General features: G+C 58.9%; 12 protein-coding genes. 5 read left to right on the forward strand and 7 right to left on the reverse strand.

Going from position 1 to position 16,975, the window contains the following annotated elements; translation table 11 throughout:
• Positions 1 to 46 precede the first annotated feature (46 nt).
• From FHW68_RS16740 to FHW68_RS16770, 7 genes are all read right to left on the reverse strand, one after another.
• Positions 47 to 1,708, reverse strand: coding sequence for a response regulator (locus FHW68_RS16740; protein WP_221217184.1), 1,662 nt, complete (start codon positions 1,706 to 1,708; stop codon positions 47 to 49).
• Between the two features lie 5 nt (positions 1,709 to 1,713).
• Entirely contained in the window at positions 1,714 to 3,216 is a 1,503-nt protein-coding gene (locus tag FHW68_RS16745; protein ID WP_183681502.1) for an ATPase domain-containing protein, read from the reverse strand.
• A 278-nt stretch (positions 3,217 to 3,494) separates the two neighbouring features.
• The gene (locus FHW68_RS16750) at positions 3,495 to 4,550 is read right to left on the reverse strand and encodes a lipopolysaccharide assembly protein LapB (protein ID WP_095632648.1); all 1,056 of its coding nucleotides are present in this window, start codon (positions 4,548 to 4,550) and stop codon (positions 3,495 to 3,497) included.
• A 337-nt stretch (positions 4,551 to 4,887) separates the two neighbouring features.
• Positions 4,888 to 6,309, reverse strand: a complete 1,422-nt coding sequence (locus tag FHW68_RS16755; protein WP_183681505.1) for an efflux transporter outer membrane subunit — start codon at positions 6,307 to 6,309, stop codon at positions 4,888 to 4,890.
• The gene (locus FHW68_RS16760) at positions 6,306 to 9,497 is read right to left on the reverse strand and encodes an efflux RND transporter permease subunit (protein ID WP_095632646.1); all 3,192 of its coding nucleotides are present in this window, start codon (positions 9,495 to 9,497) and stop codon (positions 6,306 to 6,308) included. Before FHW68_RS16760 ends, FHW68_RS16755 begins: the two co-directional genes overlap by 4 nt.
• A 12-nt stretch (positions 9,498 to 9,509) precedes the next feature.
• Positions 9,510 to 10,763: a multidrug efflux RND transporter periplasmic adaptor subunit MexE gene (gene mexE, locus FHW68_RS16765; RefSeq protein ID WP_095632645.1), complete on the reverse strand. Its 1,254-nt coding sequence runs from the start codon at positions 10,761 to 10,763 to the stop codon at positions 9,510 to 9,512.
• Positions 10,764 to 10,959: 196 nt separating this feature from the next.
• Complete coding sequence (locus tag FHW68_RS16770; RefSeq protein WP_095632644.1) at positions 10,960 to 11,988, reverse strand: AraC family transcriptional regulator; 1,029 nt, start codon at positions 11,986 to 11,988, stop codon at positions 10,960 to 10,962.
• A 414-nt stretch (positions 11,989 to 12,402) separates the two neighbouring features.
• On the opposite strand from FHW68_RS16770, the gene FHW68_RS16775 reads away from it, so the two are divergent.
• The 5 genes from FHW68_RS16775 (at position 12,403) to FHW68_RS16795 (ending at position 16,888) form a co-directional block, all read left to right on the forward strand.
• Positions 12,403 to 12,945: a lecithin retinol acyltransferase family protein gene (locus FHW68_RS16775; RefSeq protein WP_095632643.1), complete on the forward strand. Its 543-nt coding sequence runs from the start codon at positions 12,403 to 12,405 to the stop codon at positions 12,943 to 12,945.
• Between the two features lie 17 nt (positions 12,946 to 12,962).
• Positions 12,963 to 14,207, forward strand: coding sequence for a dienelactone hydrolase family protein (locus FHW68_RS16780; protein WP_183681508.1), 1,245 nt, complete (start codon positions 12,963 to 12,965; stop codon positions 14,205 to 14,207).
• Positions 14,208 to 14,217: 10 nt separating this feature from the next.
• Positions 14,218 to 15,003, forward strand: a complete 786-nt coding sequence (locus FHW68_RS16785; RefSeq protein ID WP_183681512.1) for an SDR family oxidoreductase — start codon at positions 14,218 to 14,220, stop codon at positions 15,001 to 15,003.
• A 78-nt stretch (positions 15,004 to 15,081) separates the two neighbouring features.
• Entirely contained in the window at positions 15,082 to 16,320 is a 1,239-nt protein-coding gene (locus FHW68_RS16790) for a styrene monooxygenase/indole monooxygenase family protein (RefSeq protein ID WP_183681515.1), read from the forward strand.
• 25 nt (positions 16,321 to 16,345) lie between these two features.
• Positions 16,346 to 16,888 carry a flavin reductase family protein gene (locus FHW68_RS16795; RefSeq protein WP_007905566.1) on the forward strand — a complete coding sequence of 181 codons (543 nt, stop codon included), beginning with the start codon at positions 16,346 to 16,348 and terminating at the stop codon, positions 16,886 to 16,888.
• Positions 16,889 to 16,975 lie beyond the last annotated feature (87 nt).

Genomic DNA, 16,975 nt, shown 5'->3' on the forward strand with positions numbered 1-16,975 from the left:
CAGATCAAAAGATCGCAGCCTTCGGCAGCGCCTACACGAGAATCTCTCAGGCGCTGATCATCTCCCGCACCTTCGCCGTCAACAAATCGAAGGTGAACGGCTTGGTGATCATCTGCATGCCTGGATCAAGAAAACCACCGCGTACGGCAGCGTGTTCGGCGTAACCGGTGATGAACAATACTTTCAGGTCAGGCCGATACTGCCGGCCGATTTCCGCCAGTTGCCGGCCGTTCATGCCCGGCAATCCCACGTCGCTGATCAGCAGGTCGATTCGCTGACCCGAGTTGAGTATCGGCATGGCGCTGTCGGCATCGCCCGCTTCAACGAAGGCGTAACCCAATTCACTCAATACGGCACTGACCAATACTCGCACTGCGGGATCATCCTCGACGATCAGCACGGTTTCGCCGTTCCGGGCGTAAGGCGCATGTTGGGCATCGATTTGGGTATCCTGGACCAGTTCGCCGCTGAAACGCGGCAAAAACAGACTGACCGTGGTGCCTTTTCCGACTTCACTGTCAATGCTCGCATGGCCGCCGGACTGTTTGCTGAAACCGTAAATCATCGACAATCCCAAGCCTGTGCCCTGGCCAATGGGTTTGGTCGTGAAGAAGGGATCAAAAGCTCGGTTGATGGTGCTTTGCGGCATGCCGTAACCGGTATCGGTGACACTCAGGACGATGTAGTCGCCCGGCTGCAGGTTGCTGTGTGCCGCGGTAAACGCCGTGTCCAGATGCCGATTGGAGGTTTTGACCAGCAGCTTTCCGCCGTCGGGCATGGCATCCCGGGCGTTGAGCACCAGGTTGAGCAGGGCGCTTTCGAGTTGGTTGGGGTCCGCCTCGGCCACCCACAGCTGCTCGTCCAGCTGCATTTCCAGGTGAATGCTCTCATTGATGCTGCGTTGCAATAGCTCGTCCATGGACAGCACAAGGGTGTTCATCTGCACCGGTTTTGAATCCAGCGACTGACGCCGAGAGAACGCCAGCAAACGATGCGTCAGGCCCGCCGCGCGGTTGGCGGAAGTCACTCCAAGATCGATCAGGCTGTCCAGGTCTTCGGTGCGTCCGCGTGCCAGGCGTCGACGCAGCAGCTCCAGACTGCCGATGATGCCGGTCAGCATATTATTGAAGTCGTGAGCAATACCGCCGGTGAGTTGGCCGACCGCTTCCATTTTCTGCGACTGCCTGAGGACCTCCTCGTTGCGGCGCAGTTGCGCGGTGCGCTCTTCAACCTGTTGCTCGAGGGTTTCCAGAGTGTTTTGCAGGCGCAGTTCACTTTGGCTCAGATCAATCAACCGGTCCCTGGCTTCATACTGCCGTCGTCGCCCGCGCAACGCGGTGGTGACCAGGCTGATCAGCGTGACCGGATGGAACGGGCGCTCAAGGAACGTCACGTTGCCCAACTGCGAACCGAGTCGCGACGCAGGGTTCTGCTCCGGGCCACCGTGATGGGTCAGCAGCACGATCGGCAGATCCGACCATGCCGGTTGCTGTTCGATCAGACTCAGCAACGGTTCAAGGTCGGCGCCCAATAAGGCCTCGGAAGCAATCACCAACAGGCCGGCACCTAGCGACAGCTCGTTGCACAACGCGACCAGATCCTTTGTGATGATCCCTTCGACTCCTGCCTCGTTGAGCATCATCAGCGCGATCTGGCTGTCGCGTCCCAACGGCGCAAGAATGATCGCACGCTCGGACATTGCCTCCATGGCCGTCACTGGGCATCTTCCTCAAGCAGCGGATTGCTCGCGCCCAGATAAGTGGGCACGCCACGCAATACACCCTGAAATGCATCCAGTGGTTTGCCGATGGTCATGCCTCGGCTGCTGATGCGGTATTCGCGGATGGTCGATTCGTGGCTGCCGGTACGTTTCTTGATGATCGAGATCGCTCGGCGAACCTTGCCCAGGGCTTCGAAGTAGCGCAGCAGAATGACGGTGTCGGCGAGATAGGTAATATCGACGGGCGCCTGCATGTCACCGACCAGCCCATGTTGGGCGACGGTCATGAACGTCGCGGCGCCCTGACGATTGAGGTACAGCAGCAACTCGTGCATGTGCAGCACCAGGGCATTTTCCTCAGGCATCGCCGCCTGATAGCCGTTGATACTGTCGATCACCACGGTTTTGATATTGCCCTCATCAACACAACGACGAACCCGGTAGGAGAATTCGCCGGGGGACAATTCGGCGGCGTCCACTTGCTCGATCAGCAAGTTGCCGGTGGCTTCCAGGGCTTTCAAGTCGATGCCGATGTTTTTCATCCGCTCGAACAGCAGCCCCAGTTCTTCATCGAAGATGAACAACGCGGCCTTTTCCCCACGGGCCACCGCCGCAGCGGCGAAAATCATGGAGATCAGCGATTTGCCGGTACCGGCCGGGCCGAGGATCAGCGTGCTGGAGCCCGTCTCGATACCGCCACCGAGCAGGGCATCCATTTCCGGGATGCCACTGGTCAACTGCTGACGGATATAACGGCCGCGATGTTCGGCTGCCACCAGGCGTGGAAAGACATGCACGCCGTCACCCATGATGGTGAAGTCATGGAAACCGCCCCGGTACTTCTGACCGCGATATTTCACCACGCGGATGCGCCGACGTTCGGCGCCGTAGTTGGGCGTCAATTCTTCGAGGCGAATCACTCCGTGGGCCACACTGTGCACGGTTTTGTCGAGGGCTTCGGTGGTCAGGTCATCCAGCAGCAGTACCGTGGCTTCGTAGCGCACGAAGTAATGCTTGATGGCTAGAATTTGCCGACGGTAGCGCAATGAGCTTTGTGCCAACAGGCGGATTTCGGACAGGCTATCGACCACGACACGGGTCGGTTTGACCCGTTCGACCGCTTCGAAAATCTGTTTGGTGGCTTCACCCAGTTCCAGGTCCGAGGAATACAGCAGACTCTGCTGATGCTCGGCATTGAGCAGGCTCTCCGGCGGTGTGAGCTCGAAGATGTGGATGTTCTCATCCATCTCCCAGCCATGGGACAGTGCCCCCTGACGCAGTTCGCGCTCGGTTTCCGAGAGGGTGATGTACAACGAGCGCTCGCCGGCACGGGCGCCGGCCAGCAAAAAATGCAATGCGACGGTGGTTTTGCCGGTTCCGGGTTCACCCTCCAGCAAGAACACGTGGCCGCGGGACAATCCACCGGCCAGGATGTCATCCAGACCTTCGATGCCGGTGGCGGCTTTTGCACTGATCAACTCGTTAGATATAGACAAGAAATGCCCTCTCATGACTAGGGGAAGCGAGGCAACAGGCTGAAAGTGCCTAAATGGACTGCCTGATCACTTGACCCTTCGCCGAGGCGGCGGTTCAACCTTTTGCTGCTCTGATTTGTAGCAGCTGCCGAAGGCTGCGTTCGGGGGCGCAGCGCCCGTCGGTCAATCGATGACGAGTGCTACGTGCTCAAACGCAGCCTTCGGCAGCGCCCACAGGCGCGTAGGAGCTGCCGAAGGCTGCGATCTTTTGATCTTGATTCTCGAACTTTCGATCTTGATTAAAGCCCTTGCTGCAACGCCGGATCGTCCGGGTTTAGCTGTTCCAGCTGTGCCAACAGAATCTGCACGTTCTGCAACTGACCGCTTTCCTTCCAATAATTGATCAGCAGCACCCGCGCCTTGCGATCGGCCGGATGGCGCTGGACGATTTCCTGCAGCTGATTTTGCGCCGCTTCCAGCTCTTGTTCAGCATGCAGCGTGGTGGCCAGGTCGTAGCGATATTCCTTGTTGTCCGGTTCAAGCTCCACGGCTTTGGACAGCCCGAGCAGGGCGAACTCACTTTGCCCGTGATGCAGCAACCAGAGTCCCAGCGCATGTTGCAGGTAGGCCGAGTCAGGTTGGGCTTTTAGCTGTTTTGCCAACAATTGCCTGGCGGCATCGCTTTGCCCCTGTTTATCCAGCACTTCGATCTGCATCACCAGTGCCGGCAGGTTGCCGGGCGCCAGTTGCAACGTGCGCTCCAAGGCCTGCTGCGCGTCCTTCAACTCGGCATTGTGCAAGTGCAGGCGCGCCAGTTGGTATTGGGTTTCGGCGCTTTCCGGTTGAAGCTTGAGGCGCTGCTCCCAGGCATCGATGGCTTGCTCGAGGGGGGCGAAGTACAACCCCAATTCATCCGGGGTCAGACCCAATAAGGCATTGACCGCGGCAAACCGGACGCTGGGATCGCTGTCATCGAGCAAAGGCCCCAGCAGTAAACTGCGCTGCCCGCTGGACACTAGCCCGCTGATGCTTTTGATCGCAGCAATGCGCACCTCGGCCGAAGGGTGTTGCAGGTCCGCATCGGCCAGCTTCAGGGCTTGCGGGCTTGGGTAGTTAGGCAGTTCGGCGTGCAGCCAGACACGACGCTTGGGCGACAGGTCAGGGCGACCCAATTGCTGATAAAGCACCCGCGCCGCCCCCGGTTGACCTGCACGAGCCTGGGCCAGCGCTTCGCTGTAGCCGTGCTTGATCGCCGCTGGCACCACAGGCGTCGTGCTGCGCAGGAAAAACCAGGCGAGGGCGAGGGCAAACAATACGCAAACGCTGATGAGCAAGTAGCGGCGGGACTGAGGCATGCAGGAATCCGGGGTGGCAGGTTTTTGCAAAGCTATCAGCTTCGGTCAGGCCGGGCTGTGAGTCAAACCAGGCGTGTGTTTTTCGCGATTCGTGTCTGGTAGGGACACTGGCTAATCACGATCCCCCGCAATCCCTGTGGGAGCGGGCTTGCCCGCGATTGCGTCGGTACATCCAACATCCATGTGCCAGACAGACCGCTATCGCGGGCAAGCCCGCTCCCGCAGAGGTTTTGAGGACGTCGGTACCTGCACCGACAAAAAAAAGCCCCGCGACCGAATGAGGGCGCGGGGCAAAAGAATTGGTTGGTTGCGCCAACCAAAGGAGCTCGTTGAAACGTTACTTGCTGGCGATCGTCTCTGGTTGCCAGCCGCCGCCAAGGGCTTTGTAGATTGCGACAATGCCGCGATACAAATCGACTTCGGCCTGGGCCTGGGTATCTTCCGCCGCGAGGCGCTCACGCTGGGCATCGAGCAACACGAGGAAGTCGACGGTGCCTTCGCGGTAACGAATCTCGGCGAGATCGGCAGCGGCGCGGCTGGATTCGCTTTGACGAATCAGCGAGATCAGGCGCTGCTGGCGTTTGCCGTAATCGCTGAAGGCGTTTTCCGATTCTTCCAGCGCCAGCAATACTTGCTGCTCGTAGGTCGCCAGGGCGCCTTCGGCTTCAGCATCGGCACCGCGCAAACGGGCGCGCACGCTGCCCAGGTCGAAGGCCGCCCAGGTAATGCTTGGGCCCAGTGCCCAGGCGTTGGCCGCCGAGGAGCCGATCTGCGATCCGCGCCCGGCGGTGAAACCGAGGAAGCCGCTGAGGCTGACCCGAGGGAACAAATCAGCCTTGGCCACGCCAATGCGCGCGGTGGCGGCCGCCAGTTGGCGTTCGGCGCTGCGGATGTCCGGACGCCGTTGCAGCAGCTCGCCCGGATCACCGATTGGCAGGGCCTTGGCGATGGCCGGCAAGTCTTTTGGACTCAGGTCGACGCTCAGCTTGTCCGGACGCTCGCCCAGCAGGGTGGCGATGCGGTTGCGCTGACGCACCTGTTCGGCCTGCAATTGCGGCACGCTGGCTTCGACAGAGGCCAGGCGCGCATCGGCGCGAACCACGTCCAGCTGATCGCCGACACCAGCATCACGCAGGTTTTCGGTGATCTTGCGCGATTCCTGCTGGTTGTTCAGGTTGGCCAGGGCGATCTTTTCCCGCAGCTGTGCGCCGCGCAGTTGGCCATAAGCGTCCACCAGTTCGGCAATCATGGTGACTTGCAGTTGGTAAAGATCGGCTTCGGCCGCCTGCTGTTCTGCGTCGCTGGATTCCAGGTTGCGCTGGATGCGACCGAACAAATCCAGTTCCCAGGCCATGTCCAGGCCCAGGTCATAGCGTTCACTGCTGACCCGGTCGGTGGTCTGGCCGGGAATCTGTCCTTTGGCCAGATCACTGCTCGCGCGGCTGGTGATGGTCGGCATGGCATCATTGCTGGCGTCATCGCGAATTGCCCGGGCCGCTTTCCAGCGAGCGAAGGCCACGCGCAGATCACGGTTGCCTTGCAATGATTGCGTCACCAACTGGTTGAGGGTCGGATCGTCGAACTGTTGCCACCAGATACCTTCGAAACGAGCGCGGTCGAAGTTCTTCTGACCGGCGCTGCCATCGGTGGCGGCCATGATGTTGGCCGCCTCCGTGGTTGGGGTTTTGTAGTCCGGGCCGACGGCGCAGGCACTCAGGGCCAGTACCAGAAGACTCGGCAGGAAGGCTTTCAGGCTCATGGTTGCGCCTCCAGTGGCTTTTCCAATTTCAGCGCTTTGGCGGCTTTGCGCGCTTCACCGCGCTCCACAAAGTTGCGAATCAGTACGTAGAACACCGGCGTCAGCAACAGACCGAAGAAGGTCACCCCAAGCATCCCGGAGAACACCGCCACGCCCATGGCATGACGCATTTCAGCACCGGCACCGCTGGAGAAGACCAAAGGCACCACACCCATGATGAACGCGAAGGAGGTCATCAGGATCGGCCGCAGACGCAGACGGCAAGCTTCCAGTACCGCTGCCAGCGGGCCGAGGCCTTCTTCCTGTTTATCCTTGGCAAACTCGACGATCAGAATCGCGTTCTTGCAGGCAAGTCCCACCAGTACGATCAAGCCGATCTGGGTGAAGATGTTGTTGTCGCCACCCGAGGCAATCACACCGGTAATGGCCGACAGCAGGGTCATCGGTACGATCAGGATCACCGCCAGTGGCAGGCTCCAGCTTTCGTATTGAGCCGCGAGTACCAGGAACGCCAGCAGTACGCAGAGCGGGAACACGAACAGCGCGGTGTTGCCGGATAGAATCTGCTGGTAGGTCAGGTCGGTCCACTCGTAGGTCATGCCGTTGGGCAATTCGTCCTTGAGCAGTTTCTCGATGGCTTTCTCGGCCTGGCCGGAGCTGTAGCCGGGGGCTGCCGCACCGTTGATTTCCGCAGTGATGAAGCCGTTGTAGTGCATTACACGGTCCGGCCCCGAGGTGTCGCTGACTTTGATGAACGTCGCCAGCGGAATCATCTCGCCACGGTTGTTACGCACTTTCAACTGACCGATCTGGTTCGATTCAAGGCGGAACTGTTGCTCGGCCTGAACGTTGACCTGATAGGTACGACCGAAGCGGTTGAAGTCGTTGGCATACAGCGAACCCAGGTAGATCTGCAGGGTGTCGAAGATGTCGCTGACGGCCACGCCGTGGGTCTTGGCTTTTTCCCGGTCGATGGCGGCATCGACCTGCGGCACGTTCACGGTGTAGCTGGTGAACAGGCCTGCGAGTTCCGGCACGCTGTGGCTTTTGGTGATGATGTTCATGGTTTCTTTGTACAGCTCGTCATAGCCCAGGTTGCCCCGGTCTTCGATCTGCAGGCGGAAACCGCCAATGGTGCCCAGGCCTTGTACCGGCGGCGGCGGGAAGATCGCCATGTAGGCTTCCTGAATCCCGGCGTACTGGCCGTTCAATGCACCGGCAATCGCCCCGGCGGACATGCTCGGATCCTTGCGCTCGTCGAACGGCTTCAGAGTGACGAACACGATGCCGGCGTTCGGGCTGTTGGTGAAACCGTTGATCGACAGGCCCGGGAAGGCCACGGCGCTTTCTACGCCAGGCTGTTTCAGCGCCAGGTCGGACATGCGCTTGATCACCTCTTCGGTACGGTCCAGGCTCGCGGCATCCGGCAGTTGCGCGAAGGCCACCAGGTATTGCTTGTCCTGGCCGGGGACGAAACCGGTCGGCGTGTTGGAGAACCCGAAGAACGTCAGCACCATCAGGCCGGCGTACACCAGCAAGGCGATACCACTGCTGCGGATAACCCGGCCCACGGTGCCGACATAACCATGGCTGGCCTTGTCGAAAAAGCGGTTGAACGGACGGAACAACCAGCCACCGAAGAGCTTGTCCAGAACTTTGGAGAAACGGTCTTTCGGCGCGTCATGGCCCTTGAGCAACACAGCGGCCAGCGCCGGCGACAAGGTCAGCGAGTTGAAGGCCGAGATCACGGTAGAAATGGCGATGGTCAAGGCAAACTGTTTGTAGAACTGCCCGGTCAGGCCGGAAATGAACGCGGCCGGGACAAACACCGCACACAGCACCAGCGCCGTCGCAATGATCGGACCGGTCACTTCACGCATCGCCCGTTTGGTGGCTTCGACAGGGGTCAGGCCGAGCCCGATGTTTCGCTCGACGTTCTCCACCACCACAATCGCATCGTCGACCACGATACCGATGGCCAGTACCAGCCCAAACAGCGACAGGGCGTTCAACGAGAAACCGAACAGGTGCATCACGGCAAACGTACCGATCAGCGAAACCGGCACTGCCACCAACGGGATGATCGACGCACGCCAGGTTTGCAGGAACAGGATTACCACGAGTACCACGAGGATCAGCGCTTCGAAGAGGGTGTGAACCACCGCCTCGATGGAACCGCGCACGAAGATCGTCGGGTCATAGACGATGCTGAAGTCCATGCCTTGCGGGAAGTTCTTCTTCAGCTCGGCCATTTTCTCCCGAACGTCGTTGGAGATCTGGATCGCGTTGGAGCCAGGGCGCTGGAAGATCGGGATCGCCACCGCCGGCTGGTTGTTCAGCAAGGAGCGCAGGGCGTATTGGCTGGAGCCGAGTTCGACGCGAGCGATGTCTTTCAGGCGAGTGATTTCACCATTTTCACCGGAGCGAATGATGATGTTCTCGAACTCCTCCTCGGAAACCAGGCGACCTTGGGTGTTCACCGACAGCTGGAAGGCCGTGGCATTCGGCGCAGGCGGAGCGCCCAGGGCACCGGCCGCCACTTGACGGTTCTGTTCACGAATCGCGGTGACCACATCGGTGGCGGTCAGGTTACGCGAAGCGGTCTTGTTCGGATCGAGCCACACCCGCAGCGAGTAATCGCCCATACCGAACAGCTGCACATCACCGACACCGCCCAGACGCGCCAGCTCATCCTTGATGTTGAGCAAGGCGTAGTTGGACAGGTAGAGCATGTCGTAGCGTTTGTCCGGCGAGGTCAAGTGCACAACCATGGTCAGGTCGGGCGACGCCTTGTCGACGGTGATACCGATGCGCGTCACTTCCTCGGGAAGCTTTGGCTCGGTCCGGGTCACGCGGTTCTGAACCTGTACCTGCGCGTTGTCCAGGTCGGTGCCCAGGGCGAAGGTGATGGTCAGGGTGATCTTGCCGTCAGCGGTGGACTGCGAGGACATGTACAGCATGTTCTCGACGCCGGTGATGGCTTGCTCCAACGGAGCGGCCACGGTTTCACCGATGACTTTAGGGTTGGCGCCCGGGAAGTTGGCGCGGACCACAACGGTCGGCGGCACGACTTCGGGGTATTCGCTGATCGGCAACTGGAACAGCGAGATCGCGCCGGCGATCAGGATCAGCAGCGACAATACCGCTGCGAAGATCGGCCGTGAAATGAAGAATTGGGAAAAATTCATCGTAGAGATCCCTTAACCGCGTGGAGTCGCAGCAGCCACTTTCACAACCGTCCCCGGCGCGACCTTGGCAGGTGCGACTTGGGGCAGGTTGCTGGCTTCCAGCGCTTGTCGTTGTTGAGCCAGAGCCGCGAGGGTTTCCTGGCTGGCCATCGGGATCACTTCAGGGGTGACCGGTGAACCAGGGCGAACCCGTTGCAAGCCCTTGACGATGATGGTGTCGTCTTTGTTCAGGCCACTGCGCACGATGCGCAGACCTTCGATCTTCGGACCCAGTTCGACGGGGCGGTAAGCCGTTTTGTTGTCGGCATCCATCACCAGCACGAATTTTTTACCCAGGTCGGTACCGACCGCTTCGTCGTTGATCAACACGGCGGAGTAGGTGCCGCTGCCCACCAGTTTCAGGCGGGCATACAAACCGGGGGTGTATTGGCCGTCAGTGTTGTCGAACACCGCACGACCGCGGATGGTGCCGGTCTTCGGGTTGACCTGGTTGTCGATGAAGTTCATCTGGCCCTGGTGCGGGTTGCCGTCTTCATTGGACAGGCCCAGGTAAACCGGCGTGGTCGCGCCGCGTTGGCCCTGGCGGGCGAGCTGGGTGTATTTGAGGAAGACACGCTCATCGGCGTCGAAGTAGGCGTAGACCTTGTCGGTGGAGACTACGCTGGTCAGCGCGGTGGTGTCGGCGGTCACCAGGTTGCCGGCGGTGATTTCCGCACGGCTGACACGGCCGCTGATAGGCGCAGTGACACGGGTGAAGCTCAGGTTCAGTTTGGCCAGGTCCAGTTGGGCCTGCAGGGCACCGACGGCGGCGCGGGCTTCTTGAGCCGCGCTGGTGCGCGAATCGGCGAGCTCGGCGGAAATCGCGTTGCTGGTACGCAGACGTTCACCGCGCTGGGCTTCGTTTTCGCTGCGGGTAGCGGTAGCGCGAGCTTGCGAAACCAGCGCTTCGAGGCGGCGGACCTCAGCCTGGAAAGGGCGGGGATCGATCTGGAACAACAGATCGCCTTTCTTGACCAGCGCGCCTTCGGTGAAGGCCACGTCATCGATCTGGCCGGAAACCCGTGGACGAATTTCTACCGTTTCCGGCGCTTCAAGGCGCCCGGTGAATTCGTCCCACTCGTTGACCGGTTGCTCCAGCACCTTGGCCACGCTGACTTTGGCTGCTGGCAGGGTGGCGGCAGCGTCCGGAGTCTTGCCGCAAGCGCTCATCACCAGCACGGCCAACAGGGCCAAGGGGAAGCGCAAATGTTTGAGTGATTGTTCCATGGGAGCATCCGCCAATGTATTGAGATGGGCGGATGATGCTTGGCGGGGTTGTATGGCACGAATCGAATGAAGCGAAGGTAACTATCATTCGGAATGATATAAGTTCATTGCGAGCTCTCTAGCATGCACCTTCCATTGGCGCGCGTTCAAATGAAATGATGACAATTGTGTGTTGCGGGGAATGCAAAGGTTGGCTTCAGCTACGGAATCTGAGCGTGGTTGAGGGGGCTTCGCCGTAGCGTCTTTTATATTCCTGAGCAAATCGTCCCAGATGAGCAAAACCCCATTTGAAGGCGATATCTGTGACCGAACCTTCTTGTTGCTGACGGCAAAGTTCAAGGTGCACTTGTTCCAGCCGTAAGTTGCGCAAGTAGGCCATGGGCGTGGTATCGCAAAAGTCGCGGAAGCCGGCGAACAGCGTGCGAACGCTCACACCGGCATGTTCGGCCAATTGCTCGATGCTTAGCGGTTGGTCGGCGTGAGCGCGCATGAACTCTTCGGTTCTTTTGACGAAGTGGGGTAAAGGCGTTCTGGGTTTGCTGGCGCAGTCCAGGCGTTCTCGAAGATTGTTCGGCTGACCGTAAACCAGAGCATTAATCAGCATTGACTCAAACTGCTTGAGTACCAGCGAATGGTGCAGTGGATGGTCATCCAGCTTGATTGCGTCCGCCAGAATGTTGATGAGCTGGAGAAAGTAGTGACCTCCAGGTGTGGTCAAGTCGAGTTCTGGATCGAACTCCAACGGTCTGTCCAAATTGTGTCCCAGATGCTGGACGCAATGGTATTCGACTTCACTGCGTTCGATCCTCAAGGCCAATTGTGGCGCGTTAGCCTCCCAGCTCATCGACAACGGCAGATTAGGGGAGATCAGCGAGGCCCGTTCCGGCGTGGAAATGAAGTCATGTCCTGCGCATTGAATGCGTGCTTGTCCCTTGAGCGGTACCTGAATCAGGAAAAAATCCTCGAGGCGACCTGGGTCGATAAAGACGTTGACGCCGTATTCCAATCGGTTCAGGGACAGTCGTCCACGGTTGATGTGGTGCATCCGTGCGCTGACCCGTTCGGTGCTGTCGATGCAGCGCAATTCGTGTTTTTTGAAGACGCCGCTGACGCCTTCGCGGATGCCGTCCAGATCATTGAGCAGGAACAACTGGTTTTCCGGGGTGAACAGCGACGCACTGTCGAAAAGGCTGGCGCAGCGCTGTGCGATGAGATTCTGACTCATGGTCACCTCAGTTGCATGCACGATTCAAGGCATGTCGCACGGTGGTGTTACCCAGGTTTTGCAGGATCTGGATGATCGCTGCGTTATCCGGATAACCCGTGTGCATGTCCGTTTCTTTTTGTGCCCTTATTGGGCTTTCTGCCTAAGCCAGCAATTGGTGTGCCAAGCGACGACAGAAGCATTCTGACGCAGCGTGCAGTAGTCGGTATTTTTTAGAATCCTCCCGCAAATCCTGGGCGTCCAACTTTTTTTGGAGGGGCGAGGCATAGGTGAATGTGGCAAAGGCACCGACACATTTTCGCAGCTCGCGGACAACGGCAGCATCAGATGGATAGTGCTGGCAAGGGCAGGGTCGCACCATGACTTCAACGCTTGTTAATTCGTTGAAGCCGCCAGACGGCGAGGTTGAACGCCATGAACATTACCCATACACCGCCTGTTCCAAGCGCTCATCAATGGCGCAACTGGGACGACCTGGAAAACGCCGACGTTCAGCCTGGCAGCCATCTCATCACGTCAAGACGTCGTTACTACCACCATGGGATTTATCTGGGCGGGCGTCGAGTCGTGCACTACGCAGGCTTTCATAAAGGTTTTCAGGTCGGTCCTGTCGAAGTGTTGGCATTGGACTGTTTTGCTGGCGGGCAACCAGTGTGGGTCGACGATGCCCCGATGTCTCAGTTCGACGGTGAGGAAGTGATCCGCCGGGCACTCTCGCGCCTGGGGGAAAATCACTACCGGTTGCTGACTAATAATTGCGAGCACTTCTGTAACTGGTGCCTGTACGGCAAAAGCAGTAGCGAACAGGTTCGCGGCTTCATGACCCATCCATTGGCACTGCTGCGGTTGGTGCTGCAAAGCCTGCCGGATAACTTCCTGCAGGCCTCGGACAAGCGTTGCACTCAGCGGATAGTCGGTGCAGCAGAAGGTGCCCAATATCACATCCAACGTTCCTGAGCCCTTGGAGATTCGAGATGAAAGGCCAATATATCAGCGTGCCGGTTCCGTCCGGCGGTCAGTTCCAGGCTTACCTTGCGACCTCTATCGATGGTCGTGGTCCGGGTGTGGTGCTTTGTCAGGAAATCTTCGGCGTTAACCAGGCTATGCGTGAAGTTGCCGACCTGTTGGCCGAGGAAGGTTATACGGTGCTGGTTCCGGACCTGTACTGGCGCCAAGAGCCTGGTGTCGATTTAGGTTACACCGAAGCGGAGTTCGGTCGTGCCTATGCGCTCTACCAGGGCTTCGACGAGACGCTGGGCATTGATGATATCCGTGCCAGTCTGAAGGCATTGGAGTCATTGCCTCAATGTAAGCCCGGGGACCTAGGCGTTGTCGGCTATTGCCTGGGTGGCAAGCTGGCTTACCTGGCGGCCTGTCGGTTGCCTGAGGTGGCCTGTGCCGTTGGCTACTACGGCGTAGGAATTGAAACCGCGCTCCCGGAAATTGAAGGACTTCAAGGGCGTCTGGTGCTCCATATGGCCGAACAGGATCAGTTCTGTCCAGCAGAGGCCCGCTCCGCGATCAAGGAGGCCCTTTGCGATAAAAAGGGTGTTGAACTCTACGTCTATCCGGGCGTTGATCACGCGTTTGCTCGCCCCGGCGGTCATCACTACCACAAGCCATCAGCGCTTCTGGCCCACGAGCGGACTGTTGCTGCACTGCGCAGGGAGCTAGGGCCAGACTACAACCTCTCTGACCTGTGGGATGAGCATGTCCGTCACGAGTTCGATACCCGGGACGTACCTGCCACCATGGCGACCATGGTCGCTGAACCTTACGTTAACCACATTCCGACCATGACCGGTGGCGTGGGTGCTAAAGAGTTGAGCCGCTTCTACCAGCATCACTTTGTCCACGGCAACCCCAAGGATATGGCGTTGACGCCACTGTCTCGCACGGTCGGTGCATCACAGATCGTCGATGAATTCATCATGAGCTTTACCCATGACGCCGAGATTGACTGGATGCTTCCCGGGGTGGCACCCACCGGGCGCTACGTCGAGATCCCGATGCTTGGCGTAGTCAAGTTCCGCGGTCCGAAGCTCTATCACGAACACATCTACTGGGATCAGGCCAGCGTGCTGGTTCAGATCGGCCTGCTTGACCCGACCGGACTACCCGTGGCGGGTGTGGTGACTGCGCAAAAGTTGCTCGATGAGTCACTGCCCTCCAATACGCTGATGCCGAGTTGGGCTTCCAGCGCTGACAAGCCGGTGTAAGGGGAAAGACATGTCTCATCTAGAGAATAAGGTCGCCGTGATCAGCGGTGGCGCAACCCTGATTGGTTCTGCCGTCGCTCGGGCGCTGATGGATGCCGGTGCTGTTGTTGCACTGTTCGATATCGATCGTGACGCAGGTCTCAGGGCGGCGTCCGAGCTCGGTGAGCGAGCCGCATTTTTTCATCTCGATGTAACGGATGACGAACTTATTGCCCATGCAGTCGAAAACGTTCGGGCACGTTTTGGTGGGGTCGACCTGTTGATTAATCTGGCCTGCACCTATAGCGACCAGGGCTTTGCTTCCAGCCGTCAGGATTGGCTACAGGCACTTGATGTGAACCTGGTTTCAGCCGTGGCATTGACTCAAGCGGTGCATCAGGACCTTAAAGCCCGACGTGGTGCGATTGTCAATTTCACGTCCATCTCGGCCAAGTGCGCCCAGACCGGGCGCTGGCTTTATCCAGTCTCGAAGGCCGCCATGGTGCAGCTGACTCGCTGCATGGCGATGGACCTGGCCGCCGACGGTATCCGCGTTAATTCGGTGTCGCCTGGCTGGACCTGGTCGCGGGTGATCGACCAGGCCAGTGGCGGCAACCGCGAAAAGGCTGATGCAGTCGCCGCTTCCTATCACCTGCTGGGCCGTCTGGGAGAACCCGGCGAAGTGGCCAATGTGGTGGCGTTTCTATGTTCGCCAGCCGCCAGCTTTGTGACGGGTGCGGATTATGCCGTCGATGGAGGCTACTCGGTCATGGGGCCGGAACAGAACCTGCCGGCGATACCACGGCTTGCTGAGTAACACCGAAACTAACAAGAAACCCTGTTCGGCGACTGCCGAATGCTGCACCTGTAACCGTCGATAACCAGGAGAATAACAATGCGTCGAATCGCCATCGTCGGAGCCGGTCAAGCCGGCCTGCAACTCGCTCTAGGCCTGCTCGCCAAGGGCTACCATGTGACCCTGGCCACTAATCGTAATGGCGAGGACATTCGCAACGGTAAAGTGATGTCCAGTCAGTGCATGTTCAACGCCGCCCTGCAAAGCGAGCGTGATTTGGGCCTGAACTTTTGGGAGGACCAGTGCCCGGCCGTAGAAGGTATTGGCCTGGCAGTGCCTGACCCGGAGAAGCCAAATGAGCCACTGTTCAGCTGGAGTACCCGGCTGGATCGCTACGCCCAATCAGTCGATCAGCGCCTGAAAATGCCAGTCTGGATGGATGAGGTCGTGAAGCGTGGAGGCGAGGTCATTATTCAGGATGTCGGTGTGGCCGAGTTGGAGCTTCTGTCGACCAGCCATGACCTGGTACTGCTGGCGGCGGGTAAGGGCGAAATCGTCAATCTGTTTGAAAAAGATGCCGAGCGGACTCAGTTTCAGCAACCGCAAAGAGCGCTGTCGTTGACCTATGTGAAGGGCATGACACCGATGTCGCCGTTTTCCCGGGTCAGCTTCAACCTGATTCCCGGTGTAGGCGAGTACTTTGTGTTTCCTTGCCTGACGACCACCGGACCTTGCGAAATCATGGTTTTCGAAGGGATTCCGGGCGGGCCGATGGATTGCTGGCAGGGGATTACGTCTGCAGAGCAACATCTTGAGAAAAGCCTGGAGCTGATCAATCGTTACGTCCCTTGGGAAGCCGAACGCTGCCGCTCTGTGGAAATGACCGATGACAAGGGCTTCTTGTCCGGCAGATTCACGCCGATGGTGCGTAAACCGGTATTGACGCTGCCGTCTGGCCGCAAGGTCTTTGGCATGGCCGATGCTCTGGTAGTCAACGACCCGATTACCGGCCAGGGTTCGAACAATGCCGCCAAGTGCAGCAAGGTTTACCTGGATGCGATTGTCGCTCGTGGTGCGCAAGATTTTGGCCCGGACTGGATGCACGACACTTTCGAGCAGTACTGGAGCTATGCCCAGCATGTGGTCAAGTGGACCAACACCATGCTGACTCCGCCGCCTCAGCACCTGCTGGAACTGCTGGGCGCCGCCAGCCAGTCAAAACCCCTGGCCTCGGCCATCGCCAACGGCTTCGATGATCCGCGCAATTTCGCACCTTGGTGGTTCGACGCCCAGTCTTGCCAAGCCTTTGTTCAGGAAAAGACTCGTCAGGCCGCTTGAGCCGCCATCGAGCCAGGAGTTCATCATGAATGCATTTAGTCCAGAGTCTATCCAACACGAACTGGTCAACGCACAAGACTGCGACCCGCGCGAACTGCGTAATCTGCTCGGGAAGTTTGCGACCGGTGTGACCGTTATTACCACGCGCACCCCTGACGGGCGCAATGTTGGCATGACCGCTAACTCCTTTTCATCGGTATCGCTGGATCCGCCACTGGTGCTTTGGAGTATTTCTCGCAACGCTCCGAGCCTGGCGGACTACCTGTCGTGTGGCCATTTTGCAATCAATATCCTGGGCGCTGATCAGCACGATCTTTCGGGACGTTTTGCGCGGCCCGCGCCAGATAAGTTCTCGGGTGTGGCATTCAAGGCCGGGGAGGCTGGAGTACCGCTTCTTGATGGCGTGATCGCGACCTTGGTCTGCCGCAACGTTACGCAGTATGAGGGGGGTGATCATCTGATTTTTCTGGGGCAGATCGAGCACTACCGCCACGGCACAGGCGAGCCGCTGGTGTTTCATTGTGGACAATATCGAGTGGCGTCGGAGCATCCAGGATTGAGTCGATAATTTAAGAACCCCGAACTTCGCCGCTACTTCAGAGTGGCGAAGTATTTGTTACCGCTTGAAAACATAAAGTTGCGGTGTGATCGCAAG

It is taken from the genome of Pseudomonas sp. Tn43 (assembly GCF_014192635.1).
Taxonomy (GTDB): domain Bacteria; phylum Pseudomonadota; class Gammaproteobacteria; order Pseudomonadales; family Pseudomonadaceae; genus Aquipseudomonas.